We start from the raw sequence: 24,883 nt of genomic DNA, 5'->3' as shown, positions 1-24,883 counted from the left end.
GACCAAGGTCGTCGACGCAGTGGCGCAGGAAGGTGAGCAGATCGTCGCTGGCCTGCGAATCCAGGGCGCCGGTGGGTTCGTCAGCGACGATGACGTCGGGGCGGGTCACCAGAGCGCGGGCGACGGGGACGCGTTGCTGCTGTCCACCAGACATCTGCGACGGCTTGTGGTCTAGACGTTCGGTGATACCGAGCATCTCGGTGATGTGGTCGAACCATGCTTTGTCGACCTTGGTGTGCGATAGCCGCAGCGGCAGGGTGATGTTGTCAGCGGCGCTGAGAGTCGGCATGAGGTTGAAGGATTGAAAGACGAACCCGACGTGCTGGCGACGCAGCTTGGTGAGAGCGTCGTCGTCGAGGTGGGTGATCTCGGTATCGCCAATCCACACCCGGCCCGAAGTGGGGGAGTCGAGCCCGGTGATGCAGTGCAGCAGGGTTGACTTGCCTGAACCCGACGCTCCCATGATCGCGGTGAACTGCCTGGCAGGAATGTCGAGGGTCACCGACCGCAGGGCCCTCACGAGCGTCGTTGCGGACCCGTATGTCTTAGTGAGGTCGAGGGTGCGGACCGCGCTGGCTGAGGTCGTGCGGGAGGTCGCGGTGGCCGCGGCCGTCACTGAGGCAGACATGGAAACTCCTGTGTCGAGGTTTAACAACGTTTCGACGCTAGGGGAGTTGTCCCTCGTCACACATCAGTCTCGGGAGTGGTTTCGGCACTCCTACCGCAGGAGGATGCTGCCCGTTTACGGCAACATCCCTGGCTGCCTGAAAGGTCAGCGACCTGGACGCACTAGGCCAGCATCATAAGCCGTGATGACCATGGAGACTCGGTCGCGCAGCCCCAGCTTCGACAGGATGTGGCCAATATGGGTCTTGACGGTTGTCTCGGCCAGGTAGAGCCGTTCGGCGATCTCGGAGTTTGTCAGCCCCTCGCCGACGCAGGTGAGCACTTCACGCTCCCGGTCTGAGAGGTTTTCGACGAGCTCCGGATCGGTCATGGTGGGAGCCCCCTGCCGGGGGATGAATCTCTCAATGAGGCGGCGGGTGGCTGACGGGGCGACGACGGAGTTGCCGTCGCGGACAGCGCGGATGGCGGCTAGTAGGTCGGTGGGCCCAGCGTCTTTGAGCATGAAGCCGCTGGCCCCAGCCCGCAGCGCAGCGTGGACGTACTCGTCAAGGTCAAAGGTTGTCAGGACGAGGATCTTGGCTTCGGGGTGGCTCGTCATGATCTTTTCGGTGGCGCCCAAACCACCAAGGATGGGCATTCGGATATCCATGAGGATGACGTCAGGAGCAAGTTCGTCGACGAGCTGTACGGCCTCAGCCCCGTTATTAGCTTCCCCTACGACGGACATATCCGGCTGGGCGTCAAGGACTAGGCGGAACCCGGCGCGCACCATCTGCTGGTCGTCGGCTAGGAGGAGTCGGATCGGGTCGGTCATGGCATGGTTCCTCGGAGCTCAAACTGATGATCAATGGGTAGGGACGACGGCATGGACTCGGAACCCGTGATCCGGGCGACTCCCTGCCTCAAGGGTGCCACCCCAAGCGGACACCCGCTCTCGCATCCCCACCAGGCCATGTCCTGCCTCGTCGGCGCGCTTGATGCCCGTGACGCCGGCACCGCAACCGTCGTCGAGTATTTCCAAGGTGACGTCATGGGGGTGGTGGCTGATGGTGACGTGAGCGGTCGCGGCCGGGCCGCCGTGTTTAAGAACATTAGTGAGGGCTTCTTGGACGACGCGGTAGCAGGCGAGCTCGGCGCCTTGGGACAACGGCTTGTGACACTCCGAGCTGCCTTCGAGTGTCAGGGTGATGGCGAGGGCCCCCGTCATCTTCGTGACGAGGCCGGGGATGTCGTCAAGGCCCTGAGTGGGGGCCAGCTCCGGGGCGGTGTCATTGTCACGCAGCACACCGACGAGACGTCGAGTCTCGTCGAGGGCGTGACGGGCCGTCGTAGCGATCGTGTCGAGGGTTTGCCCACTGGCCGTGAGTCGGGTCTCGATGTCCCCGGCCTGTTCATGGTGAGCCAGGTAGGCGCCACCATCTGCTTGCACCACGATGACCGACAAGGAGTGGGCGACAATATCGTGCATGTCGCGGGCGATCTTGGCCCGCTCCTCCTGGGTGGCCAGCCTGATGCTCTGGTCTCGCTCGCGTTCCAGATCGATGGCACGTTGGCGCAAGGCTTCCATGGTGTGACGTCGGTCTCTTACGGCGCTGCCGGCAAACCACGCCGCCAAACAGCAAGCCATGCACGCGATGGTGGTGACACAGAAGCGGACGAGGTGAGCCTTATAGCTGATGGGTTCGAGTGTCGTCGGGGCGAAGCCCCAGCTCACCCCGGCGGAAACCGGGCCGATGACGCACATAGCCAGCCAGAAACCGCGCCGAGGCGGGCCAGTTTTCAGTGACAGCTGGTACAGGATGAGGGGGACTAGGACGTTTTGTGGTGAGGGGGAGGGGTGTGCCGCTAGCTGAAGAATGTGCGAGGCGACTAGCACCGAGGCGGTGACTTCCGGCTTGGTGCGGGCCCAAATCCAGCACGCACAGACAATCAGCACCCACAGCGCCATCCCCACCCGGTGAGCGGTGTTATGGCTGGTGTCGTGTCCCCATGACGCGAATGCGACGATGAGGACGAGGAAGGCCAGCACCGAATCGAGGATCATGGGGCGGGTGTGTAGCCACCGGTAACCACGACGCAGGCGTCCAGGGGGACGTCGGGTGGGGACCGAAGCGCTGCTCATCTTCCTGACCCTACGGCTACCTGAGGTGTGTGACATCCTTCCGTCGGTGGATTTCACGACGATTCAGGCCCGCACCTGATGAGTGACACCTGTGGCGTTTTTTGGGGGTCCTGGTCTGAAGGGACATGATGGCGATGTGAGCAACCGAGTGATACGCCTTATGGGCCCAGCGTTCGTCGCTGCCGTGGCGTACGTCGACCCGGGAAACGTCGCCGCGAACCTGGCAGCCGGAGCCGGCTACGGCTACTTGTTGGTATGGGTGCTCGTTGTCGCCAACGTCGTGGCGATGCTGGTGCAATATTTGTCCGCCAAGCTCGGGCTGGTGACCGGGCGTTCGTTGCCCGAGCTGGTTGGGGAGGCGCTGCCGCGTCGTGGTGGCCGTCTGGCTTACTGGTTTCAGGCCGAGCTCGTTGCTGCCGCCACTGATCTGGCAGAGGTCATCGGTGGGGCAGTGGCCCTGCAACTGCTGTTCGGGCTGCCACTGCTGGTAGGCGGACTCGTAACTGGGGCGTTGTCGCTGGCGATTTTGGCGATTCCGTCGCGTCATGGCCAGCGTACCTTCGAGATCGTCATTATTGGGATGCTCGTCGTCATCGCGATCGGGTTCACTGCTGGTCTCGCCTTTTCACCACTGTCATGGGGCGGGGTCGCGTCAGGCTTAGTGCCCCGGTTCGAAGGTACTGAAACCGTCATGCTCGCCACGTCGATGCTGGGCGCTACCGTCATGCCCCACGCGGTGTACATGCACTCGTCCCTGGTGCGCGATCGCCATGGGGCCGATAACAGGCCAAGTCGGATTCCCACGTTGTTGCGGGCAACCCGATGGGATGTCGCGGTCTCTCTGGTGCTTGCCGGATCGGTGAATATCGCGATGCTGCTGTTGGCTGCGGCGAGCCTGCAAGGTGTTGAGGGTATCGACGGCATAGCCGAAGCCCATGCAGCCATGAGCGCCTCAATGGGGCCGGTAGTGGGGCTTATCTTCGCGGTGGGGCTATTCGCGTCGGGTCTGGCCTCAACCTCTGTCGGTGCTTATGCCGGAGCTGAGATCATGGCCGGGCTTCTCCATATGAGAGTGCCGATGCTGGTCCGGCGACTCGTGACGATCATCCCGGCATTGATCATCCTGGCCTCTGGGGCCAACCCGACTCGGGCCCTCGTCTGGAGCCAAGTGCTGTTGAGCATGGGGTTACCGCTCGTTTTGGTGCCGTTGGCTCGGTTTACCGGCGATCGGCGTGTGATGGGTCAGTGGGCGAATGGGCGCGTCATGGCTGGCATTGCGTGGATCGTTGTGGCGGCAATCTCGGCTCTCAACGTGGCCCTCGTCGTCGAGACCGTCATGGGTGCATGATCCCTGAGTGAAATTCTGTGGCGACAATCGTGAGATGAGTGACAAACTCAGGCGGGTGACGACGTCGAACCCCACACCGACCCCTGCCCACGAGTTGGCCAACGATTTGGCCACTGCATTTCGAGGACATCCTGCCGGAGTGGCGATCCTCACCACGATGGGGGTGGCTGGACCGGAAGGCTTGACGGTCTCTTCCTTGGCGTCGGTGTCAGTCGTGCCGGCTGTCGTATCGGTGTCGTTGGGGCATGACTCGACGACTCTGGCCGCTCTTACCGAGGGATCGCGCGTCATCGTCCACATGCTTGACGCGGATCGCGCTGGCCTCGCTGATGACTTCGCTGTGCCAGGGGCCGATCACTTTGCGGGCATCGCGTGGCGGCCGAGCGCTGAGGGAGCGCCCCGGCTAGAGACGCCGGGATTCGTGTTGCATGGTTTCGTCCAGTCAATGACTGATACCGGGTCGGCCACACTCATCGCGGTGACGATCGACCGGATCGAGGCCGGGAATTGCCATGCCCCGGGACTGGTGAGGATGGCTCGAGGGTGGTACGAGATCCCTCGCTAAACCTTTCGCGACCCACGTTTTCGGGTACGTTGGAAAATACCATCGAAGTCGAAGGAGATGTCGCCATGACAGCCACTAATGCGCGCGCCCAGCAGACTGAACGCATGGGTACGGCGCCCGGATTTATTGCCGCCGTGGACCAATCGGGCGGTTCTACTCCAAAGGCCCTTAAGGCGTATGGGATAGAACCTGAGGTCTACGGAGACGATAAGGGCAAGATGTTTGATCTCGTCCACGAGATGCGGACCAGGATCATCACCAGCCCGTCGTTTGCCAGTGACCATATTCTCGCGGCGATTTTGTTCGAGATGACGATGGATCGCGAGATTGAAGGAACCCCCACCGGAGATTACCTGTGGGAGAAGAAAGGCATCGTCCCCTTCCTTAAGATTGATAAGGGCCTGGCTGACGAGGACTCCCACGTTCGTCTCATGAAGCCGATCCCCGGTCTCGATGAGCTGTTGCACCGCGCTGTCGAAGAGAAGCACATCTTTGGTACCAAGGAGCGCTCCGTCATTCTCGATGACGACAAGGCCGGCATCGAAAAGATTGTCGATCAGCAGTTCGAATTGGGCGAGCAGGTCCGCACCGCAGGCTTGGTGCCAATCCTCGAGCCCGAGGTCGACATTCACGCCCCGAACAAGGAAAAGGCTGAGGAGAGGCTGCACGACCTCATCCGCGAGCACATCGACTCTCTGCCGATCGATGCCAGGATCATGCTGAAGCTGACGATCCCGAACTCCGACGACCTGTATGCCGACTTCATCGCAGATCCGAAGGTTCTTCGCGTCGTCGCCTTGTCTGGCGGGTATTCTCGTGAGGAGGCTAACAAGAAGCTAGCCCGCAATCGCGGACTCATCGCGAGTTTCTCGCGGGCTTTGGCAGAGGGGCTGAACGCCGGACAGTCGCAACAGGAGTTCGATCATACTCTGCGCGCTTCCATCGACTCGATTTATGCTGCTTCGGTGTCCTGACATTTTCTCGTAACCGGGCCTGCGGGGAAACTCGTGGGCCCGTTATCGTGTGTGAACGCTTGTCGACCTTGTATAGTTCGAGGGTGATTCCCAAACTTGTCGCATTTGATTTGGACGACACTTTGGCCCCCTCGAAGTCCCGTCTGCCCGAGGAGATGGCTCGCATCGTCGCCCGCTTGCTTGATCACACGAGTGTGTGTGTCATCTCTGGTGGCCAGTTCGGCCAATTCCGGACCCAAGTCGTCGAGGCTCTTGACGCCCTCGGCGCGCCCCGGCTGGATCGGCTCCACCTACTGCCAGCCTGTGGCACCCAGTACTACCGGTGTGTTGATGGTCAATGGCAGCGCATTTACATCGAGGCCTTGACCGACGACGAGAAGTCTCGCGCTGCGGAAGCTGTCGAGACCTGCGCTCGCGATCTGGGGCTGTGGGAGGAGCGCACCTGGGGTCCAGTACTGGAGGACCGCGAGTCGCAGATCACCTTTTCCGCGCTGGGACAGCAGGCCCCCGTCGACGCTAAGAAAGCGTGGGATCCTAGCGGCGACAAGAAGCTCACCTTGCGTGAGGCGGTTGCTAGGAAGCTGCCTGATCTGGAGGTGCGCGCTGGTGGATCCACGTCCGTGGATATCACTCGAATCGGTCGTGACAAGTCGTTCGGTATAACCAAGCTGCTCGAAGTGACGGGCCTATCTAAAGCGGACGTGCTGTTCTACGGCGATCGTCTTGACGAACATGGCAATGACTATCCCGTCAAGGCGATGGGAATTCCGTGCGTCGCGGTTGCCGACTGGCAAGACACCATGGCCAAGCTCGAGGGCCTGCTTTCGCAAGCGTAAAGCCACTCAGCTACTCGTTCCCCAACGACGGGAACGGCTCAAGACGAGACTGGCTCCCCAGCCGACGGCCAGACCGATGACGGCGGGAAGCCCCCAGCCGAGACCGTCGGAGGCCCAGGGTAGGACCATGTCGGCTACATGGGTAATAGTGCGGGTTCCCGGTCCCTGGACTGGCAGGGCGCGCGCAAGGTCGGGTAGCGCAGCAAGGGCGACGCATCCGGTCATGACGCGGTGGGGGAGGCGGCTGGCGCCCAGCCAGGGGTCAAGCAGTCCCAAAATGATCGCGGTGATCGCCAATGGGTATAGGAACATGAGGACGGGCGTTGACCAGGCAATGATCGTCGTCAGGCCGGCGTTGGCGATGATGGCTGACGCCGCGCTGAAGATGACGACCCAGCTTCGCACCGACGGGCCCGCTGGGAACATGCGACGAAAGATCTCGGCGCAGGACACGACCAACCCGATCGCCGTTTTGAGGCAGGCCACCAGCACAATGGCGGCTATTAGCACCTGACCGGCTGTCCCGTAGTAGTGGCGTGAGACCCCAGCCAGGACGACACCGCCATTATCGGCGTTGGGGACGACGAGGGTGGATGTGCGGCCGAGCCATGCCAGGCAGACGTAGACGAGGGTTAGGGGGATGGTGGCGACCAACCCGGCGCGAATCGTTACATGGGCGGCATCGCGGCGGCCTGTCGAGCCGCGCTGATTGATCGCCTCGATGATGACGATGGCGAAGGCTAGCGACGCCAGCGCGTCCATCGTGTTGTAGCCGTCGAGGAAGCCGCGCATGAAGGGCTGGTGATCATACGGGGGTTGTGGCGGACGATTCGCCAGGGTGGGCATGGGATGGACGAGGGTAGCCACGATGAGGATGGCTAGCAGGGCCAGGAACAGTGGGGTCAGGTAGCGCCCTACCCAGTCCATGAGGTTGCCGGGTTTGAGGGCCGCGGCCAGGGCCATGGCGAAGAACACGATGGTGAAGATGGCGAGTGCCGGGCCGTGGCCTCGGATGAAGGGTGCCACGCCGACCTCATAGGAGACGGTGGCCGTCCTTGGGATGGCGAAGGCTGGGCCGATGGTCAGGTACAGCAGGCAGGTGAAGATCGTGGCGTATTTAGGAGATACCCGCGAGGTCATTTCATGGACGCTTGAGCATCCCGATACGGCCGAAGAAATGATGGCCACGATGGGGATTCCGACTGCGGTGACGAGAAATCCTGCGCCGGTCACGGTGGTGTTGGGGCCGGCGAGGCGCCCTAGTTCTACCGGGAAGATGAGGTTTCCGGCGCCGAAGAACAGTCCAAATGTCATGAGCCCGATGAGGAGGGCAGTGTACTTGGGAGTGGATCGCAGATCGGACATGGGGAACATCTTGCCAGGATGGTGGCGGTTACTTTGGCAAGGACGCTTCCGTGGACACCTGCGCAGGTGGGAGCGAGAGTTCATCGCGGGACTGTCTTCTTGTGGCCAATTCTGACCGCGACGATGCGGGATGAGCTGGACGGCAAGGGGTTTTGAAGTGAAGAGGAGCAGCGCCCTTGAGATAGTTGAGTCGTTCAGGCTCAACTTCATTTGACTGCGTCCGATCAGGAGTCATACTTGAGTCATAGCAACTCAACTTCAGTGAGGCACGTAATGGACACTAATCTCACCACGATGAGCCGTGATGCGGTCACCGCCGCCACTCGGCACGCGTTGGCTCACGGGAACCCGTCCGTGGAGCCCTCGCATCTTCTTCACGCACTCTTTACAATCCCGGACAACACTGTCGGGCCGCTGGTGGCTGGTCTGGGGATTGATCCGCAACGGGTCGACGCCGTCGCCACCACGGCGATGCGTTCCATACCGTCAAGCACCGGCGCCTCGGTGGCTCAACCGCAGCTATCTGGAGCATTCGCTCGAGTCATCGCTGACGCGCAGAACCGGGCTGAGGCCATGGGGGACTCCTTTGTCGCTACCGAACACTTGCTCATTTCGTTGACAGCGGTTCCCTCCGACGTCCAGAAGGGCCTGGCGGGGCTCGGCTTCAAGCCCGACTCTTTGGCGGCGGCTTTCAATGAAGGCCGTGGAGACCGTCGCGTCACCTCCGAGGAGTCTGAGGGTGGCGAAACGGCCCTTGCCAAGTACTCCCTCGACCTCACCGAGCGCGCTCGTGCTGGCAAGCTCGACCCTGTTATTGGCCGCGACCAGGAGATCCGTCGCGTCGTCCAGGTGCTGGCACGACGCACCAAGAACAACCCAGTCCTCATCGGCGAGCCCGGTGTTGGCAAGACTGCCGTCGTCGAGGGGTTAGCTCAGCGCGTCGTCGCCGGAGACGTGCCTGACTCCTTGAAGGGGCGTCGCGTCGTTTCCTTGGACCTGTCCTCTATGGTCGCCGGAGCTAAGTATCGCGGCGAATTTGAGGAGCGCCTCAAGGCTGTCCTCAATGAGATCAAGGAGGCTGAGGGGCAGATCATCACCTTCATCGATGAGCTGCATACTGTTGTTGGTGCCGGAGCTTCCGGGGAGGGGGCGATGGACGCTGGCAATATGCTCAAGCCGATGCTGGCTCGCGGTGAGCTGCGGATGATCGGTGCCACCACCCTCGACGAATACCGCGAACACATCGAGAAGGATCCGGCCCTGGAGCGTCGTTTCCAACAGGTCTTCGTGGGTGAGCCGTCGGTGGAGGACACCATCGCTATTCTGCGTGGTTTGCGAGAACGCTATGAGGCCCACCACAAGGTGCGTATTACTGACGGTGCCCTCGTCGCGGCCGCCAGCTTGTCTAACCGGTATATCACTGCCCGTCAGCTTCCTGATAAGGCCATTGATCTTATCGACGAGGCTGCGTCTCGACTACGCATGGAGATTGACTCCTCTCCGGAGGAGATCGACACCCTGCGTCGGGAAGTCGACCGCATGAAGATGGAGATCTTCGCTGTCGAGAAGGAGGACGACCCGGCTAGCCAGCAGCGTCTAGAGCGGCTGCGCGCCGAGATGGCTGACAAGGAAGAGACTCTGCGTGGCCTGGAGTCGCGCTGGGAGGCTGAGAAAGCCAGCCTCAATGAGGTCGGTGAGCTTAAGACCCGCATCGACCAGCTGCGCACCACTGCCGAGAAATACCAGCGAGAGGGCCATTTCGGCAAGGCTTCTGAGATTCTCTACGGCCAGATTCCGGCTCTGGAGAAGGAAGCCGAAGCAGCGAATGAGGCTGAGGAGCAAGGGACGCGAATGGTCTCTGAGGAGGTTGGCACCTCTGACATAGCCGAGGTCGTTTCCTCGTGGACTGGCATCCCTGTTGGGCGGATGATGCAGGGCGAGCAGGAGAAGCTGCTCCACATGGAGGAGCGCCTGCACGAGCGCCTCATTGGGCAGGACCGAGCGGTCAAGACGGTTTCGGACGCGGTGCGTCGTTCCCGGGCGGGAATCAGCGACCCGAATCGTCCGACCGGCTCGTTTCTCTTCCTGGGTCCCACAGGTGTCGGCAAGACCGAGCTGGCCAAGTCCCTGGCGGAGTTCCTCTTTGACGACGAGACCGCCCTGGTGCGCATCGACATGAGTGAATACATGGAGAAATACTCCGTCTCGCGTCTGGTTGGTGCCCCTCCGGGCTACGTCGGTTACGAAGAGGGCGGCCAGCTCACCGAGGCCGTGCGGCGTCGTCCTTACTCGGTCATCTTGCTTGACGAGGTGGAAAAGGCTCATCCTGACCTCTTTAACATTTTGCTGCAGGTGCTCGACGACGGTCGCTTGACCGACGGCCAAGGGCGGACGGTGGATTTCCGCAACACCATCTTGGTATTGACGAGCAACCTGGGCAGCCAGTTCCTTTCAGATGCGAACCTTGACGACCAGGCCAAGCGTGAGGCCGTCATGGGGGCGGTGCATCAGGCGTTCCGGCCCGAGTTCCTGAATCGACTCGACGATGTGGTCATGTTCGACCCGTTGACGATGGCTGATTTGGGGCGGATCGTTGAGACGAACCTGACCAAGCTCAATTCGCGGCTGGCCGAGCGGCGCATCACCGTTGCCGTGACCGACGCCGGTAAGGATTGGCTGGCCATGGCTGGTTTCGATCCGGTCTATGGCGCCCGGCCACTGCGTCGACTAATGCAGACCACCATCGATGATCAGCTGGCTCGCAAGGTGTTGTCTGGGCAGGTGCAGGAGGGCGATACGGCGACCTTTGATATTAACGAGGCCGGTGACGGCTTGACGATTCTCTGAAGGCGAACGCTCGCCGTGTGACGGCGTTGTGACAGTTTGCGGAGGCGTTGGCGCACATCAGCCAACGCCTCCGATGTGATGTCTTTCACGATCTGGTGAAAGCTGTGGGTATAGCCTGCTGACGCCATCCCCACCTGGAGGAGGACCGCTGTGTCAGACGTTCAAACCGCGGAGCGAACGATCACATCACTGGTACCAGCCCGCATCGACCGGCTGCCATGGTCAAAATTTCACACCATGGTCATCGTCGGCCTGGGGACGGCGTGGATCCTCGACGGTATTGAGGTGCAGATCGTCGCAGCAAACGGCTTTGCAAAGCCGCTGCACATGTCCACTGCCGAGGTCACCGCGGCCGCCACTTTCTACTTGCTGGGCCAGGTGCTTGGTGCTCTCTTCTTCGGCAAACTCACTGACCGTATTGGCCGAAAGAAACTCTTCACCCTGACTCTCCTGGTGTACCTGCTTGGTTCGGGTATCGCAGGTTTGTCCTTCGCACCGTGGTTCCTCTACTTATGCCGGTTCATTGCTGGGTCTGGCATTGGTGGTGAATATTCAGCGATCAACTCGGCCATTGATGAGCTCATTCCGGCTCGGTATCGCGGCCGGGTTGACCTGGCCGTCAATGGTACTTACTGGGCCGGCGTCATGCTCGGCTCAGTTGCGACGATTTACCTCCTTGATCCGACGAGGGTCGCGGAGTTTTGGGGTTGGCGTATCGGCTTCTTTATTGGCCCGGTTCTCGGCATCGTCCTCATTCTTATCCGTAAGCATATTCCGGAGTCGCCGCGGTGGATGCTGACGCACGGTTACGGTGAACAGGCCGAAGAGATCGTCGCTGGGATTGAGCAGGATGTTCAGGACTCCGGACATGAGCTTGAGCCGGTCAGTGACGACCAGGCCATCACCCTGGAACCCGAGGTGAGGCGCCAGGGCCGCCGCAGCGCCTCCCAGTGGTGGGCAGAGTTTAAAGAGTCTGGTGCAGAACTGGTTGAGGTGTTTTTGCGCCGCTACTGGAAGCGCACTGTGCTGGGTGTTACCCTTATGGTGACCCAGTCCTTCCTCTACAATGCCATCTTTTTCACCTACGAGATCGTATTGTCGCAGTTCTACTCCGTGTCTAAAGCTGACGTTGGCCTGTACATGATCCCATTCGCGGCCGGAAACCTGCTCGGTCCGATTCTGTTGGGGCGGTTTTTCGACACCATTGGTCGCCGCAAGATGATTTTCGCCACCTATGGTATTGCCGCTGTGGTGTTGGCTATCAGTGCGGTGCTGTTCCAGCGCGACGCCCTGACGCCAACCACCCACACGATCTTCTGGTGTGTAGCCTTCTTCTTTGCTAGTGCTGGAGCTTCCTCGGCCTATCTGACAGTTTCCGAGGTGTTCCCGCTAGAGGTTCGCGGTCAAGCCATTAGCTACTTCTTTTCGATTGCCCAGATCGCTGGTGCTATCGCCCCACTCATCTTCGGCAACCTCATTGGTGATGGTTCCGCGCGTGGTCCCCTGGTCGGCGGCTACGTCATCGGTGCCGGCATCATGCTTGCTGGTGGCCTCGTCGCGCTATTCATGGGTGTTGACGCCGAGGGTAAGGGTCTGGAGGCCATCACTGATCCGCTCAGTCGTGATCGCGCTAAGAAGTCTGCCGCCCAGCAGGCGGGGTAAGTCGGGAGGAGACGACTATGACGACCCGCGTTCCAGCTACCAATGACCTTTCCGGGGCCGACGACACCTGCGCCGAGTCGGTATGGCAGGGTGCTGTCGTCGTTGGGGTGAGTATGAGGTCAGGATCCCCGGCCGCCCTACGCTGGGGGTTAGCAGAGGCCCGCCGTCGTGGGGTCACTATGGTGGCTTTGACCGCATTCCGTCCCGCCACTACCGCCAGCACCATCAAACCCACTCCGTCTCGCGGCGTAGGGGCTTCCGACATTATGGGTCATGCCAAGCTCGGCGACCTGCGTCAGGTGGTGCGACGGGCCCTAGGCCCCAATGCGGAAAAGGCGGAAGATGTTGAGCTAGCTGCCGTCCGCGGCGGCCGTAGTGAGGTTCTGGTGCGGACTAGCCAGCAGGCCTGTTTGCTGGTTGTCGACTCCTCCAGCGTCAACCCCGAGCCGATCTTCGCTAGTGCGTTGCTGCGCAACGCGCAGTGCCCGGTGGTAGTCATGCCGCGTCCGGTGCGCAAGGTACACGAGAAGTCCGATGACATCGGCTCCCCGGCGGAGTCTGGCGAGAACTGAGCGTTTAGTCGACGTCCTGCATCCACCGGTCGGCGCGCGGGTCGCGTCTCAGCGGCCGGTCCCGGGTGCGGTCGACGATTCACGGGTGGGATCAGGGCTCGATGCCTTGGGTGCACGAGCGGTGAGCCACTGACTGGGGCCGGTCGGGTAGTCGATCAGTCTCATCTCTCCGATGGTTCCGAAGAAACCGGTGCCCATCTGGTTGTTGTACATGCTGCCACCGATGATCCACGCGCGATCGTCGAAACCATTGATGCCGTGCGCGACACCTGGGGTGCCGTACTCGTTGCGCAGCATGGGTACCCCATTGATGTACATGACGACGGAACCCTGCTCGGGGTCATCGACGACGGCGACGTGGTACCACTTGTCGAGGTCTACGTCACCGGACCATACTGAATACCCGTGCCCGGCCTTGCCCACGTCGGTGAAGGCCCACTGCATCTCCTTGAGGCTTGAGATGGCGCCCGCCATCGGCGGTTCCTTCAAGTCATCCGCATCGGCGCCCGGTACCTTGAAGTTCGGCAGATCGCCGCGTCGTCCGCCCCGGCAGACGAACGCTCCCCAATAATTGGCGGAGCTGTAATCTTTGTCGATCTTGATGAAGGTCTCGAAAGTGTAGCCCTTCTCGAACCGCTCCTTGTTGACGGGGGCGTTCTTGTCCGTGGCGAAGTACGAGAACATGTGCGTAGCTTTGGGCGTGAAGCGGACGGCATGGGTGGCGGAGGAGTACGTCATGTGGTCGGCAACGAGGGTCACGGCGTTGGCAGCGATGCCGGCCGTCACGAGAGCCATGTCATTGCCATTACCGCTGATGTCTTGCTCGACGAGCATGCCGTCCCGCTTGACTGGGCGCCAGTGAGCCACGGTTCCGGGGAGCCTGGGGTAATCCTGCTCATCCTTGGGCTTAACGAGAGGCAAAGCAGCAATCGGGGTGAACGCTGCGCGCAGCTCCTCACGGAGTTCCGAAGTGGCAGACCTCACTTTGCCGGTGGGATGGAAATCAGCGCCGAAGGAGGCAAAGCGGGAGGCGAAGTCGAAGCTCGTCACCCACGTGTCTCCCGGTCCGGTGAGCAGGGCACGGTCTAAGGAGTTCGCATGATCCCCCTTGAGCGGCACCCAGGGTGAGAACGCCGTCTGGCACAGCTGGTTGTGGGTGAAGTCGAACTCCATGAGTGCCATGAGCCCGTTACCACCTTGATAAGCCATCTGGTAGTCGAGCAGCTGCTGGAACACCGGTTGGCCATCAGCGTTGGTGACGATACGGTTCGCCGCGCCATGGTGGTGACCGTTCACGGTGAGGAACACCTGGTTGTGGTGGTTGATGAGTCGATTCCACAGACGCTGCCCGAAACTGGTGGACAGGGCCGTGCCGGTTGGGGAAATATCGATGATCTGGTGGGTGGTGATGATCGTCGGTACGGTCTTGTGGGCGTTGAGCACGGACTCAGCCCAGTCAAGGTCGTCGCCGTCGGATCCCCAGGGTACGTTGACGGCCATCATCGGCACACCGGCGACGGTGAACTCGTGCCAGTTCGACAAACCGCTGGGTCCCATTTCGCGAAAGCTTGGGGATTGGGCTTGACGTCGCCGCGGGAAGTACTTGCGGTAGAAGCGGAAACCGTCGGCAACGTCATGGTTGCCTGGGACCACCGAGTATGGAGCTTTGGCGTCGTCCAGGATCTTCATTGCCCGGTTGGCGACGACGTACTGGTCCTCGTGGCCCTCGCCGGACTGGTCACAGACATCGCCCAAGTGGTGGGTCATCGCGATGTTGTACCGCGCGGTGTGGTCCACGATCCACTTGGTCTGGCAGTCATAGGGGTTAGGCAACCCAGGGTACTGCCTGGCGAACAGGTCTGCTGACTTGACGCCATAGCGCGAGTAGAACTGGGTATCCGGCAGCAGGGCGATGGCGCCACGGGCGCCGGGCTGTTCGCTGGCCGTCCCGCCGTTGGTGTACGGAGCGGCGAGGGCCGGCCAGCTTTGACCGGCGGCAGCGCCCGCAACTGTCACCATGGCTCCGGCTTGGATGAATAGACGACGACTGACCGATGGCATGTACCTGTCATCCTTGATGATCTGGGCCGAACTGGTGCTCAACCTCGACGACTATGAGAACACGGTCGATCGACGTGACGGCCACGTCTGGCTGAACAGCGTCTGTCGTTGCAGTGTCGTGTCAATGGGCTGTCAGCGCAACTGGTCGTCAGTCCAGCAGGTCCCCATCAACGTAGAACCAGCGTCTAGCTCGGTATTCAAACCGCGCTCGCTCGTGCAAAATTCCTTCGGAGTGCCGGGCGATGTACTCCACGACGCCATATTGGTCCGAGGGTTGGCGCTGTGCGACGTCGACAATTGTCAATCCGGTCCATTGCAGTGGCACGTCCTTGATGACCTCGGGGCGAGTCCGCGGATGCCAGGTGACCCATAGGTGATTCCACCGCCCCAGGGTGTGTGCGGTGTAGCGCGACCGCATGAGTGCTTCGGCGGTCTCGGCGCGCCGAGGATCGTCGAGGATTGGTCCGCAGCACTGGTCGAGGTTGCGTCCTGATCCGCAGGGACACCATGAGGTCATGACTCAAGCATCCCAGACCGGGGGGTCGCTTGCGGACTACAGTCGGGACCGGCCCCCCGAAGGGATTCGGAAGGCTTGCGCCACATTGGGCGCTGGATGGATGGGAGATGGATGATGTCGCACGGTGTGGTGGCCACGGTGCTCTTGGCCGGCCTGACCGGGTTGGGTCTGGCTGGGTGTTCCGGGGCAGCAGGGATCTATAACAGCGGTGAGGAGGCGGCCAAAGGTTCAAGGTCGGGTGTCGAGGCGACCTCCGAGGCCCATGCTGGTGCTACACCTGACCAGAAGTGGACCCACTGCACCCCGGGAGCCCGTTCCAAGGACGTCACCGCAATGAAGCCCGACACTGACACCACACTGACGATCGGCGCGTTCAACGGGTGGGATGAGTCCTGGGCGACGGCCGGTCTCATCAAGCAGGTCCTCAAGAAAGACGGCTACACCGTCACCATCAAGGGATTTGACGCTGGGGTTGGATATCAGGCGACTGCCGACGGTGACATCGACATCATCACAGATTCCTGGCTTCCGGTGACCCAGGCTGGCTACATCCGCAAGTATGGCCCGAAGCTTGAGAACCTCGGATGCTGGTACGACAATGCGAAACTCACTATTGCGGTGAATAAAGACTCGCCGGCACATTCCATCGCGGATCTCAAGAAAACTGGTGGTTCCTACGGAAATGTCATCTACAGCATCGAGCCGGGTGCCGAGATGACGAAAACTATAGCCAATCAGACACTGCCGATGTACGGGTTGTCGAACATCGCCCTCAAGACCTCGTCTACACCGGCGATGCTGGCCCAGCTGCAGAAGGCTACCTCGGCGGGCAATAACGTCGCTGTCACCCTATGGCGGCCCCACTGGGCCTACGACGCCTACCCGGTACGTGACCTCGCGGATCCTAAGAATGCCATCTCCAACGCCGAGCTCATTTACAGTTTCGGTCGGCCCGGATTCGAAAAGGACCACCCCAAGGCCGCTCAACTCATTCGCAACCTCGCCATCGATGACGCCCACCTGTCGAGTCTGGAGCACCTTATCGTCGATACCACCAAGCGTGGTGGCCAGCAGGACACCGCGATTTCGAGGTGGATGGCTGACAATCCGGACTGGGTGAACGACTGGATAGCTGGAAAGCTGGGCTCTCGATGAGTCGACTTCTTCCTGACCCCGACGTGGCAGGAGCATGGATTGTGCGCGCCGGTGGTGCGGATCAGTCGTGGATCGATCCTGAGGATCCCACCCGTCTGGAGTTCGACTACATGCAGCGCATTGCCGACCATCTCGATGTCCACCGTCCAGCGGGGGAGAGGATGCGCGTCATTCATCTAGGTGGGGCAGGGATGTGCCTGGCTCGGTACGTCGCAACGACTCGTCCGACCAGCCCACAGATCGTTTGTGAACCTGATGCCGAGTTGACGGCAGAGGTCCGCCGCAAGGCTCCGCTGCCGGCACGTTCCGGGATCAAGGTGCGCCCGGTAGACGGTCGGTCGGGCCTCGCGGCCATGCGGGAGGATTTCGCCGACGTCGTCATTCTCGATGCTTTCGATGGCGCCCGGGTTCCTGGCGACCTTGTCACCGTCGAGTTCTTCGCAGAGGTATCTCGTATCCTGCACTCCGACGGTATCGAGGTGGCGAACCTGGCTGACTCTGCACCCTTGACGTGGACTAAGCGAGTCGCGAGGTCCGCTGAAGAGGTGTTTACCAACGTTTGTTTGGCGGCAGAATCGGCAACCCTCAAGGGGCGTCGCTACGGAAATGTCGTCCTGGCAGCCTCTAACGGGCCGCTGCATGAGGAGGAATTGGCTCGACGCTGTAGCGGGGCTCCTTTCCCGTTTCGGCTTATCACTGGTGACGCATTGGCGAAGCTGCTGGCAGATGCTCGACCCTTCCGCGATGGCGAGTCCGAGTCATCGCCGGGGCCGCCTGGAGGGGCGACCTTCTTTTCCTGACTGCTCGCCTTGAGTGATCTTGCGGATGACGGCTCTCGTCCTGGTCGTCGCTAGGTGACATGATGTCACCATGACCCATAGGACCTCTGAGGCAACAGCCAGGTACGGTTATCTGCCGTCGCGGTCACACATGCCCATACCGATCGTTGTGGCACGGGTTATCGTGATCGGCTTGTCGGCTATCTGGGTTCTCATCCTGTGTGGGTTGTGGACGGCTGGGCATGGTGGGGACCAATCGGTCGTTGACCCAGTGCTGACGTCGTTCGCTTTAATCATGGATTCGGGAGCCTGGGCGAGTTACCTCCTGATCCCTGTGGCGGGTTGTGTTTTGACGGTGACGATGGGTCGAGGTCACGCCATCGACCGCTACCTCTTCACGGCGCTCTCGCTGGGTTGGATGTGGCGGCTTTCTCGCGGCATAGAGCTGATAGGAGGGCTCGGTGTCATCGGGATTATGGCCATCGCGTTGGTGTTGGCTGTCGTCTGGAGTGCACCAGTTAACGCGTGGGTCAAAGCTGTCGCCAAACGTGACATGGTGATCGCAAATCCGCCAGAGGAAGGTTGGCTAGAGCCGGGGCAGGTTCAGCCATGGCAAGCCACCAACCGTCGAAAATGGTGAGTCGATGGTCGAGGCACGGGCAGCTCGGCTTTCCCTTTACTCGGCTCCTTTATTCGGCGCGAGATCGTCGCGCCGATTGCGGCTGGCTAGCCTGACCCTTACGTCGCGCCTTGAGCCATTCGATGCCCATCGGCAGCACCGACACCACGATGATGAGGAGCAGAGCCGCCTCGAAATTGTTTCGAACGACGGGGATCTGGCCGAGGAAATAGCCAGCTTGGACAGCGATGAGCACCCAGAGGATGCCGCCGATAGCGGTATAGGTGATGAATTTCCGGAACGTCATCCGCCCAACGCCGGCAATCATGGTGACGAAAGTACGCACGATGGGCACGAAACGGGCCAGAATGAGCGCTACGGAACCATGCTTGCGGAAAAATTCATGGGTGGTGTCCACGTGCTTGGGGGAGAACACTTTACCCATAAGTCCTTCCCGCTCCCGGAAAAGCTTCGGGCCAACCAAGTAGCCGATCCAGTAGCCGCAGATATTTCCTGCGATAGCGCAGACGATGAGGACCAAGTTGACGATGATGAGGGTCGTCGCAGTAGAACCGTAATGGACCAAAGGGACGGTTGAGTTGACGCCCACGGCGGCAAACATTCCCAGAGCAAAGAGCAGAGAGTCTCCGGGCATGAAGAATACGGCCAGGCCGCACTCGGCGAAGGCGATCAGCGCGACGATCCACACAGCTGCAACACCTGTGCCCTGAATGATGGCCTGAGGGTCCATCCAGGCGGGGGTGAGCAGGGCAGGGAGGGTCATGAGGAGACTCGGCATAGGGCCAAGACTATCCTCGACCCGTGTGTGTCCCGTCCGCTGATGAACTCGCTGATGCCCCTTCACTGCAGATTCCTAGCCAGTTGGCAGCTACGGTGGTAGGTGTTGGGCCGATGCCCAAACCGTGGCCTGATGACCCGAGACTCGATCCTGAGCTGTTGGCCTCAGGGGATCGTCGCAATGTCATTGACCGCTACCGGTACTGGACGATGGAGGCCATCGTCGCCGACCTTGACGCCCAGCGTTCCCGGTTGCACGTGGCGATTCAGAATTGGGAGCACGACTTCAATATCGGGTCGGTGGTGCGTACCGCTAACGCCTTTAACGTCGCAGCCGTTCACATCTTGGGGCGGCGGCGCTGGAATAGACGTGGCGCGATGGTGACCGATAGGTACTTGCACGTCTACCATCACCCTGACGTTTCCGCCTTCCTAGCCTGGCTCGACGAACACGGCGTCACCCCAGTGGGAGTGGATAACTTGCCCGGAGCGGTGCCACTGGAGACAGCTCAGCTGCCGCAGGATTGCTGCCTGGTTTTCGGGTCGGAAGGTCCTGGACTGACCGACGAGGTCGTCAAGGGGTGTGAGCAATTAGTGGCTATCACCCAGTATGGGTCAACCCGTTCCATGAATGCTGGTGCGGCTGCCGCGATTGCCATGTACGCCTGGACAACGCAGTGGCGTCCAAAGCCACCCGCCAGCTGATCGGAGAGAGCCATCAGCCCTTAGGCTCGTGCTATGAGCACACCACCCACCGAGGAACCACCGCGACTAGTCGTGGCATTCAATCCAGTGCCTAGCGCCTCCCGGGTTGCCCATCATCATGCGACAAGATTTCGCCTGGCGGTGCAGGCCTTTGTTGTCGTCGTTATTGGTGGCTTGTTGTGGGCCCTGACGGCAGACGCCTTCCAGCTATCGACGGTGATGTGGATGCTCGGGGCATGGGTGGTGCTGTTCCTCGTGCTTTTCGTCATCCAGAATCTGCGGCTGCACGCCGCTCGCAAAGATCTTCTCGACGTCGGGGAGGGGCCAGCGCTCATCGTCCGTTTGGGTGGACTGTGCTTGCGACGGGCGCTGCGTTCGGGATCGCAAGAGCCTGCGGCGACATTCATGGACGAGGTCACATGGGATGAACTGTCCGCGGTTAAGGTGGAGGGCTCGTCGATTGGATCTGGCCCTGGTCTGGTCGTCCATGCCGATGACGGCAGGCAGTGGGAGGTGCCACTCTCGTGGCTCGATAGCCAGCTGGCTGACATTGACGCTGCGGTTACCTCAGCCTCTGGTGGTCGGATTCGAGTGGAACAGGATGGTGTCGACGCCGCCGACTGATGTGCGCTGCGCAGCACCTATGAGCGTGCTGGGGGCTGGGACTGACATCGAGGGGGCATATGCGGAAGAATAGGCTTTCGTTATCGCGAGGTTCATACAGGAAAGGCACAACATGCCCATCGCAACACCCGAAGTCTACGGCGAGATGATCGACCGCGCGAAGGAAAAAGGCTTCGCGTACCCGGCCATCAACGTGACCTCCTCCCAGACTCTCAATGCTGCTCTGCAGGGGTTCACCGAGGCCGGTTCCGACGGTATCATCCAGATCTCCACCGGTGGTGCCGAGTACGCCTCCGGACAGACGGTGAAGGACATGGTGACTGGTGCGGTTGCTCTTGCGGAGTACGCCCACGTCGTCGCTAAGAGTTACCCGATTAACGTGGCCTTGCACACTGACCATTGCCAGAAGGAGAAGCTGGATAAATACGTCAACCCGCTCATTGCCATCTCGCAGGAGCGTGTCGACAAGGGCCAGGATCCGCTGTTTAACTCCCACATGTGGGACGGCTCGGCCATTGAGGTCGAGGAGAACCTGCAGATTGCCGAGGAGCTACTATCACGCACCGCTAAGGCCAAGCTCATCCTCGAGATTGAGGTCGGCGCTGTCGGTGGCGAGGAAGACGGCGTCACCGGCGAGATCAACGAGAAGCTGTACACCACCGTTGCCGACGGCATGCGCACCCTCGAGGTGCTGGGCCTGGGCGAGAAGGGCCGCTACACCACCGCCCTGACCTTCGGGAACGTCCATGGCGCTTACAAGCCGGGTTACGTCAAGCTGCGCCCGGAAATCCTCAAGGAGATCCAGGACGAGTGCGGCAAGAAGTACGGCAAGGACAAGCCGTTCGATCTGGTCTTCCATGGTGGGTCGGGATCGACTGCTCAGGAGATCGCTGACGCAGTGTCCTATGGCGTTATCAAGATGAATATCGACACCGATACTCAGTACGCATTCTCGCGTCCGGTTGTTGAGCACATGTTCAAGAACTATGACGGCATGCTCAAGATTGACGGTGAGGTCGGCAACAAGAAGATGTACGACCCGCGTTCGTGGGGCAAGAAGGCTGAGGCTGGTATGGCCGCTCGGATTGTTGAGGCCTGTGAACAGCTGGGTTCGAAGGGCACTTCGGTCAGCGCCTGAGTTGTTTTGTGAAGAATCCCGGCCAGTTCTGTTGTGAGGATTGGCCGGGATTCTTCACGTCATCGATGTGATGGTAGTGGTGGGAGCGGGGAATGACTGTCTCGGCTGGTATTGGGTGCGACGAGGTCCTGAACTCGGTAGTTATCAATGGCGTCAGGGGTTGAGATGGCCCCATTCATGTCGAGTAAAACGCCCATATTATCCGCCCCAAAATGTTTCGTTTTATCCTCTGAATCCATGCTCTTTTTCTGCATCCCGGGGGTGCGGAAGAAGAGCCGGGGAACGTGCCAGGGGTACCACGCCTGCCACATCGCTTGCGGCTGGTCCTGTGCTCGCAGCCGGCACCGTCATTGTGCACGAGAGATTCGTTGCGACCGAGGCGTTGATGGTCCGCACCGTCGTGGAGTTGACCGCAGGGTCCGTTTGGACCACTATGCGCCTGACGGGGAAATCCTCTGGCCGTCGGACGGTGGAGGCGGCAACTATGCGCTTGGTGAGATGACGGGGGCTTCCTTGGACCACACATGTACGCACTGACCAAGGAGAGCCATGTCTCGACCTGAACCGACCGGAGAGAATCGCATCGTCGAGCCGGAAGAGATCTTCTTCTCGACTACTGATGCCAAGGGGATCATAGAGAAGGCCAACTCGGTTTTCGTGGACATCTCCCGGTACTCCTGGGATGACCTCATCGGGGCGCCCCATAACATCATTCGTCACCCGATGATGCCCGGCGCGGCGTTCCTCGCCATGTGGGCGACCATTCAAACCGGGGAACCCTTTTGCGCCTACGTCCACAACCTCGCTGCTGACGGTGCAACCTACACGGTGCTGGCCACTGTCGTACCGTTGGGGGAGGGCTACCTGTCGGTGCGCGTCACTCCGCAGGTGCCGGAGATGCTTCAGGCCGCCGAGACTGTCTACCAGGCGGCTCGCGACGCTGAGTGGATTGCCGGGGAACAGGGATGCGGTGCTCCTGAACGGGCCCGCCGTGGTCTCGAAGCTGTCCAGGCGGCCCTCGAGCAGGCCGGATACCCCGACTATGGAACGTTCATGCGCAAGGCGTTGGTCCAGGAGGTGTCGGTACGTCGGCGGCGGCACCGTGCTAGCCGTGGCATGATCGACGAGACGACCTTGGGGCAGCTGTCGGGCCAGGTTAACCGGGCCCGTGAGCTGGTCGAGACCTGGCTGGAGACCTTCGACGGTCTGAGTGACTTCTCAGTCAAGGCCGGTCGGACCGCGCGCACCCTGGGTAGGGCGATGACCGAGTCGCAGCGCACTGCTGACGCCATTACTGATTCCCGCGAAGCCACTGAGGCGTCGCTGCGGCCCTTGGTGACCGTTCTCACGCTGTGGAGCCGGATGGACGCCGAGATAGCACCGTTGGTCAACGGAGTGGTCGCCGACCTCGACGCCATGGCCACCAGCGCGGACCTCACAAGTTTCCGGCTGGCAGTGGCCTACATTCAGGTTGAGTCGACTCGCAGCTTCGTTTCCGAGCTGTGGGCTGAGGTGGACGGTTGGCAACATGCCCTGCCAGCTATCGACGACCTCTCCCGGGCGGTGGAGGAAGCCATGTCGGAGGCGAACCGTCGCCTCGATGAGGTGCGCGAGTTGGCTGACCAGGCTGCTGCCCGCACTCAGGAGCTGGCTGAACTGATGGCGATGCCGACCGCTCTGCTCACCAGTTGGCAGCAGATGGCCAGCCAACGGGAGCTGTCGGCCGGGGTGGCTGATCTCGTTCCGCAGGTGGAGGAGCAGATCGGCGCTAGCCAGGCGATGGCCGCCGAGCTGACCGATGTCGTTGCCGGGCTGCACCAGCTCGCAGGCGCTTCAAACGGGGAGTTTGACGTCTCAGTGCTGGCTGAGATTCGCCGTCTCGGAGCCGAGGTGGCGGCCGGACGCTGAGCGCGCAGGCGATCCCGCAACGGCAGGCTCGTGACGCCGATCGAGTAGTTCAGGCCTCCCCGTAGGTGTCCTCGGATGAACGCCTTCGTGGCTGAACACTGTTAAGGTGTGGAACTTTGCCCCCAAGTCGGTGACGGCTTCGGCGAAGGTGCAAAGATTAGATTCATGAGTCCACGAAAGATTGGCGTTACCGAGCTCGTGCTCCGCGACGCGCATCAGAGCCTGCTTGCCACTCGCATGGCCATGGAGGACATGGTTGATGCCTGTGCCGACATTGATGCGGCAGGCTTCTGGTCCGTTGAGTGCTGGGGTGGAGCTACCTTCGATTCCTGCATCCGATTCCTCAACGAAGACCCATGGGAGCGTCTGCGCACCTTCCGCAAGCTGCTGCCGAATTCCCGGCTGCAGATGCTGCTGCGTGGCCAAAACCTCCTCGGCTACCGTCACTACAACGACGAGGTCGTCGACAAGTTCGTCGAGAAGTCGGCCGAGAATGGCATGGACGTGTTCCGTGTGTTCGACGCCCTGAACGATCCTCGCAACCTTGAGCACGCAATGGCTGCGGTCAAGAAGACCGGCAAGCATGCCCAGGGCACCATTTGCTATACCACCTCTCCGATTCACACCCCGGAGAGCTTCGTCAAGCAGGCCGATCGTCTCATCGACATGGGTGCCGATTCGATCGCCTTCAAGGACATGGCTGCCTTGCTCAAGCCGCAGCCTGCCTACGACATCATCAAGGGCATCAAGGAGAACCATCCGGACGTGCAGATTAACCTGCACTGCCACTCCACCACGGGCGTCACCCTGGTCACCTTGCAGAAGGCCATCGAGGCTGGTGTCGACGTCGTCGACACCGCCATCTCGTCGATGTCGCTCGGCCCGGGGCACAACCCGACCGAGTCTTTGGTCGAGATGCTCGAAGGTACTGAGTACACCACCGACCTCGACATGGATCGCCTTCTTAAGATCCGCGACCACTTCAAGAAGGTCCGCCCGAAGTACAAGAAATTCGAGTCGAAGACGTTGGTTAACACCAATATCTTCCAGTCCCAGATCCCGGGCGGAATGCTTTCCAATATGGAGTCCCAGCTCGAGGCCCAGGGCGCCGGCGACCGTATGGATGAGGTCATGAAGGAGGTTCCGCGCGTTCGCAAGGATGCCGGATACCCGCCGCTGGTTACCCCGTCCTCGCAGATCGTTGGTACCCAGGCCGTGTTCAACGTCCTCATGGGGAATGGCTCGTACAAGAACCTTACGGCTGAGTTTGCCGATCTCATGCTCGGGTATTACGGCAAGCCGATCGGTGAGCTTAACCCTGAAATCGTCGAGATGGCCAAGAAGCAGACCGGCAAGGAGCCGATCGACTGCCGTCCCGCCGATCTGCTTGACCCCGAGTGGGATCAGCTGGTCGAGCAGGCTAAGGGTCTTGAAGGCTTTGATGGCTCCGACGAGGATGTTCTCACCAACGCCTTGTTCCCCGGAGTTGCCCCGAAGTTCCTCAAGGAGCGTCCGCAGGGCCCGAAGAGCGTCGCGATGACCGAGGCACAGCTGAAGGCCGAGAAGGAAGGCACCGGCGCAGCCGGCATCGCCGGACCGGTCAACTACAACGTGACGGTCGGTGGCAACAGCCACCAGGTGACCGTCGAGCCTGCGTGAGG

General features: G+C 61.0%; 23 protein-coding genes. 15 read left to right on the top strand and 8 right to left on the bottom strand.

Annotated elements, in window-relative coordinates:
• The 3 genes from A5483_RS09680 to A5483_RS09670 all read right to left on the bottom strand — a co-directional run.
• Positions 1–628 (bottom strand): ATP-binding cassette domain-containing protein (locus A5483_RS09680; RefSeq protein WP_063811742.1); only part of this gene is annotated, 628 nt, incomplete at its 3' end.
• Between the two features lie 144 nt (positions 629–772).
• Positions 773–1,441 carry a response regulator gene (locus A5483_RS09675; RefSeq protein ID WP_063811714.1) on the bottom strand — a complete coding sequence of 223 codons (669 nt, stop codon included), beginning with the start codon at positions 1,439–1,441 and terminating at the stop codon, positions 773–775.
• A gap of 30 nt (positions 1,442–1,471) precedes the next feature.
• Positions 1,472–2,671 carry a sensor histidine kinase gene (locus tag A5483_RS09670; RefSeq protein WP_063811741.1) on the bottom strand — a complete coding sequence of 400 codons (1,200 nt, stop codon included), beginning with the start codon at positions 2,669–2,671 and terminating at the stop codon, positions 1,472–1,474.
• A 238-nt stretch (positions 2,672–2,909) separates the two neighbouring features.
• Here A5483_RS09670 and A5483_RS09665 point away from each other — a divergent pair, with 238 nt between their 5' ends.
• From A5483_RS09665 to A5483_RS09650, 4 genes are all read left to right on the top strand, one after another.
• Positions 2,910–4,097 (top strand): Nramp family divalent metal transporter, encoded by a 1,188-nt coding sequence (locus tag A5483_RS09665; protein ID WP_042843241.1) that lies wholly within the window; start codon positions 2,910–2,912, stop codon positions 4,095–4,097.
• 34 nt (positions 4,098–4,131) lie between these two features.
• Entirely contained in the window at positions 4,132–4,662 is a 531-nt protein-coding gene (locus tag A5483_RS09660) for a flavin reductase (protein WP_052647641.1), read from the top strand.
• 29 nt (positions 4,663–4,691) lie between these two features.
• Positions 4,692–5,636: a fructose bisphosphate aldolase gene (locus A5483_RS09655; protein WP_193790476.1), complete on the top strand. Its 945-nt coding sequence runs from the start codon at positions 4,692–4,694 to the stop codon at positions 5,634–5,636.
• An 83-nt stretch (positions 5,637–5,719) separates the two neighbouring features.
• Positions 5,720–6,472, top strand: coding sequence for an HAD-IIB family hydrolase (locus tag A5483_RS09650; RefSeq protein ID WP_002550259.1), 753 nt, complete (start codon positions 5,720–5,722; stop codon positions 6,470–6,472).
• Positions 6,473–6,478: 6 nt separating this feature from the next.
• On the opposite strand, the gene brnQ is transcribed toward A5483_RS09650, so the two are convergent.
• A complete protein-coding gene (gene brnQ, locus A5483_RS09645; protein WP_063811712.1) occupies positions 6,479–7,837 on the bottom strand; it encodes a branched-chain amino acid transport system II carrier protein in 1,359 nt (452 codons plus the stop codon).
• Between the two features lie 273 nt (positions 7,838–8,110).
• Here brnQ and clpB point away from each other — a divergent pair, with 273 nt between their 5' ends.
• The 3 genes from clpB (at position 8,111) to A5483_RS09630 (ending at position 12,918) form a co-directional block, all read left to right on the top strand.
• Positions 8,111–10,684, top strand: coding sequence for an ATP-dependent chaperone ClpB (gene clpB, locus A5483_RS09640; RefSeq protein WP_063811711.1), 2,574 nt, complete (start codon positions 8,111–8,113; stop codon positions 10,682–10,684).
• Between the two features lie 150 nt (positions 10,685–10,834).
• Positions 10,835–12,346 carry an MFS transporter gene (locus A5483_RS09635; protein WP_193790475.1) on the top strand — a complete coding sequence of 504 codons (1,512 nt, stop codon included), beginning with the start codon at positions 10,835–10,837 and terminating at the stop codon, positions 12,344–12,346.
• A 17-nt stretch (positions 12,347–12,363) separates the two neighbouring features.
• Complete coding sequence (locus tag A5483_RS09630; RefSeq protein ID WP_002550274.1) at positions 12,364–12,918, top strand: universal stress protein; 555 nt, start codon at positions 12,364–12,366, stop codon at positions 12,916–12,918.
• Between the two features lie 48 nt (positions 12,919–12,966).
• Here A5483_RS09630 and A5483_RS09625 read toward each other — a convergent pair whose 3' ends face one another.
• Both A5483_RS09625 and A5483_RS11605 read right to left on the bottom strand, forming a co-directional pair.
• Complete coding sequence (locus A5483_RS09625; RefSeq protein WP_063811710.1) at positions 12,967–14,979, bottom strand: LamG-like jellyroll fold domain-containing protein; 2,013 nt, start codon at positions 14,977–14,979, stop codon at positions 12,967–12,969.
• 148 nt (positions 14,980–15,127) lie between these two features.
• Entirely contained in the window at positions 15,128–15,496 is a 369-nt protein-coding gene (locus A5483_RS11605; protein ID WP_082864043.1) for a YchJ family protein, read from the bottom strand.
• 96 nt (positions 15,497–15,592) lie between these two features.
• Between A5483_RS11605 and A5483_RS09615 the strand changes: the two genes are divergently transcribed.
• The 3 genes from A5483_RS09615 to A5483_RS09605 all read left to right on the top strand — a co-directional run bounded on the left by A5483_RS09615 (position 15,593) and on the right by A5483_RS09605 (position 18,070).
• Complete coding sequence (locus A5483_RS09615; RefSeq protein ID WP_176607926.1) at positions 15,593–16,651, top strand: glycine betaine ABC transporter substrate-binding protein; 1,059 nt, start codon at positions 15,593–15,595, stop codon at positions 16,649–16,651.
• Positions 16,648–17,451 (top strand): spermidine synthase, encoded by an 804-nt coding sequence (locus tag A5483_RS09610; RefSeq protein WP_002550246.1) that lies wholly within the window; start codon positions 16,648–16,650, stop codon positions 17,449–17,451. The genes A5483_RS09615 and A5483_RS09610 overlap by 4 nt, the downstream gene beginning before the upstream one ends.
• Positions 17,452–17,581: 130 nt before the next feature.
• On the top strand, positions 17,582–18,070 hold the full coding sequence (locus A5483_RS09605; RefSeq protein WP_193790477.1) for a hypothetical protein: 489 nt from the start codon (positions 17,582–17,584) through the stop codon (positions 18,068–18,070).
• 49 nt (positions 18,071–18,119) lie between these two features.
• On the opposite strand, the gene A5483_RS09600 is transcribed toward A5483_RS09605, so the two are convergent.
• Positions 18,120–18,848, bottom strand: coding sequence for a VTT domain-containing protein (locus A5483_RS09600; protein WP_063811707.1), 729 nt, complete (start codon positions 18,846–18,848; stop codon positions 18,120–18,122).
• Positions 18,849–18,961: 113 nt separating this feature from the next.
• On the opposite strand from A5483_RS09600, the gene A5483_RS09595 reads away from it, so the two are divergent.
• Both A5483_RS09595 and A5483_RS09590 read left to right on the top strand, forming a co-directional pair.
• A complete protein-coding gene (locus A5483_RS09595; protein WP_306417312.1) occupies positions 18,962–19,552 on the top strand; it encodes a TrmH family RNA methyltransferase in 591 nt (196 codons plus the stop codon).
• 141 nt (positions 19,553–19,693) lie between these two features.
• Complete coding sequence (locus A5483_RS09590; RefSeq protein ID WP_002550316.1) at positions 19,694–20,176, top strand: hypothetical protein; 483 nt, start codon at positions 19,694–19,696, stop codon at positions 20,174–20,176.
• Here A5483_RS09590 and cas5 read toward each other — a convergent pair.
• Positions 20,120–20,272: a CRISPR-associated protein Cas5 gene (gene cas5, locus A5483_RS12730; protein WP_368431045.1), complete on the bottom strand. Its 153-nt coding sequence runs from the start codon at positions 20,270–20,272 to the stop codon at positions 20,120–20,122. The two genes, A5483_RS09590 and cas5, sit on opposite strands and share 57 nt — an antisense overlap.
• On the opposite strand from cas5, the gene fbaA reads away from it, so the two are divergent.
• The 3 genes from fbaA to A5483_RS09575 all read left to right on the top strand — a co-directional run bounded on the left by fbaA (position 20,271) and on the right by A5483_RS09575 (position 24,881).
• The gene (gene fbaA / locus A5483_RS09585) at positions 20,271–21,314 is read left to right on the top strand and encodes a class II fructose-bisphosphate aldolase (protein ID WP_255262780.1); all 1,044 of its coding nucleotides are present in this window, start codon (positions 20,271–20,273) and stop codon (positions 21,312–21,314) included. The genes cas5 and fbaA overlap by 2 nt on opposite strands.
• Positions 21,315–21,863: 549 nt before the next feature.
• Positions 21,864–23,222 carry a PAS domain-containing protein gene (locus A5483_RS09580; RefSeq protein WP_063811706.1) on the top strand — a complete coding sequence of 453 codons (1,359 nt, stop codon included), beginning with the start codon at positions 21,864–21,866 and terminating at the stop codon, positions 23,220–23,222.
• Between the two features lie 165 nt (positions 23,223–23,387).
• Positions 23,388–24,881: a methylmalonyl-CoA carboxytransferase subunit 5S gene (locus A5483_RS09575; RefSeq protein WP_002550269.1), complete on the top strand. Its 1,494-nt coding sequence runs from the start codon at positions 23,388–23,390 to the stop codon at positions 24,879–24,881.
• Positions 24,882–24,883 lie beyond the last annotated feature (2 nt).

Source organism: Cutibacterium namnetense (assembly GCF_001642025.1).
Classification (GTDB): domain Bacteria; phylum Actinomycetota; class Actinomycetes; order Propionibacteriales; family Propionibacteriaceae; genus Cutibacterium; species Cutibacterium namnetense.
The sequence above is the reverse complement of the archived record's forward strand: the minus strand, read 5'-3'. Positions and strand labels throughout refer to the sequence as shown.

Coding starts and splice junctions, on each gene's coding strand:
- A5483_RS09675 (WP_063811714.1), bottom strand. CDS start 1,441: ATGACCGACCCGATCCGACTCCTCCTAGCCGACGACCAGCAGATGGTG.
- A5483_RS09670 (WP_063811741.1), bottom strand. CDS start 2,671: ATGATCCTCGATTCGGTGCTGGCCTTCCTCGTCCTCATCGTCGCATTC.
- A5483_RS09665 (WP_042843241.1), top strand. CDS start 2,910: ATGGGCCCAGCGTTCGTCGCTGCCGTGGCGTACGTCGACCCGGGAAAC.
- A5483_RS09660 (WP_052647641.1), top strand. CDS start 4,132: ATGAGTGACAAACTCAGGCGGGTGACGACGTCGAACCCCACACCGACC.
- brnQ (WP_063811712.1), bottom strand. CDS start 7,837: ATGTCCGATCTGCGATCCACTCCCAAGTACACTGCCCTCCTCATCGGG.
- clpB (WP_063811711.1), top strand. CDS start 8,111: ATGGACACTAATCTCACCACGATGAGCCGTGATGCGGTCACCGCCGCC.
- A5483_RS09630 (WP_002550274.1), top strand. CDS start 12,364: ATGACGACCCGCGTTCCAGCTACCAATGACCTTTCCGGGGCCGACGAC.
- A5483_RS09625 (WP_063811710.1), bottom strand. CDS start 14,979: ATGCCATCGGTCAGTCGTCGTCTATTCATCCAAGCCGGAGCCATGGTG.
- A5483_RS11605 (WP_082864043.1), bottom strand. CDS start 15,496: ATGACCTCATGGTGTCCCTGCGGATCAGGACGCAACCTCGACCAGTGC.
- A5483_RS09615 (WP_176607926.1), top strand. CDS start 15,593: ATGGATGGGAGATGGATGATGTCGCACGGTGTGGTGGCCACGGTGCTC.
- A5483_RS09610 (WP_002550246.1), top strand. CDS start 16,648: ATGAGTCGACTTCTTCCTGACCCCGACGTGGCAGGAGCATGGATTGTG.
- A5483_RS09605 (WP_193790477.1), top strand. CDS start 17,582: ATGCCCATACCGATCGTTGTGGCACGGGTTATCGTGATCGGCTTGTCG.
- A5483_RS09600 (WP_063811707.1), bottom strand. CDS start 18,848: ATGCCGAGTCTCCTCATGACCCTCCCTGCCCTGCTCACCCCCGCCTGG.
- A5483_RS09595 (WP_306417312.1), top strand. CDS start 18,962: ATGCCCAAACCGTGGCCTGATGACCCGAGACTCGATCCTGAGCTGTTG.
- cas5 (WP_368431045.1), bottom strand. CDS start 20,272: ATGAACCTCGCGATAACGAAAGCCTATTCTTCCGCATATGCCCCCTCG.
- A5483_RS09580 (WP_063811706.1), top strand. CDS start 21,864: ATGTCTCGACCTGAACCGACCGGAGAGAATCGCATCGTCGAGCCGGAA.
- A5483_RS09575 (WP_002550269.1), top strand. CDS start 23,388: ATGAGTCCACGAAAGATTGGCGTTACCGAGCTCGTGCTCCGCGACGCG.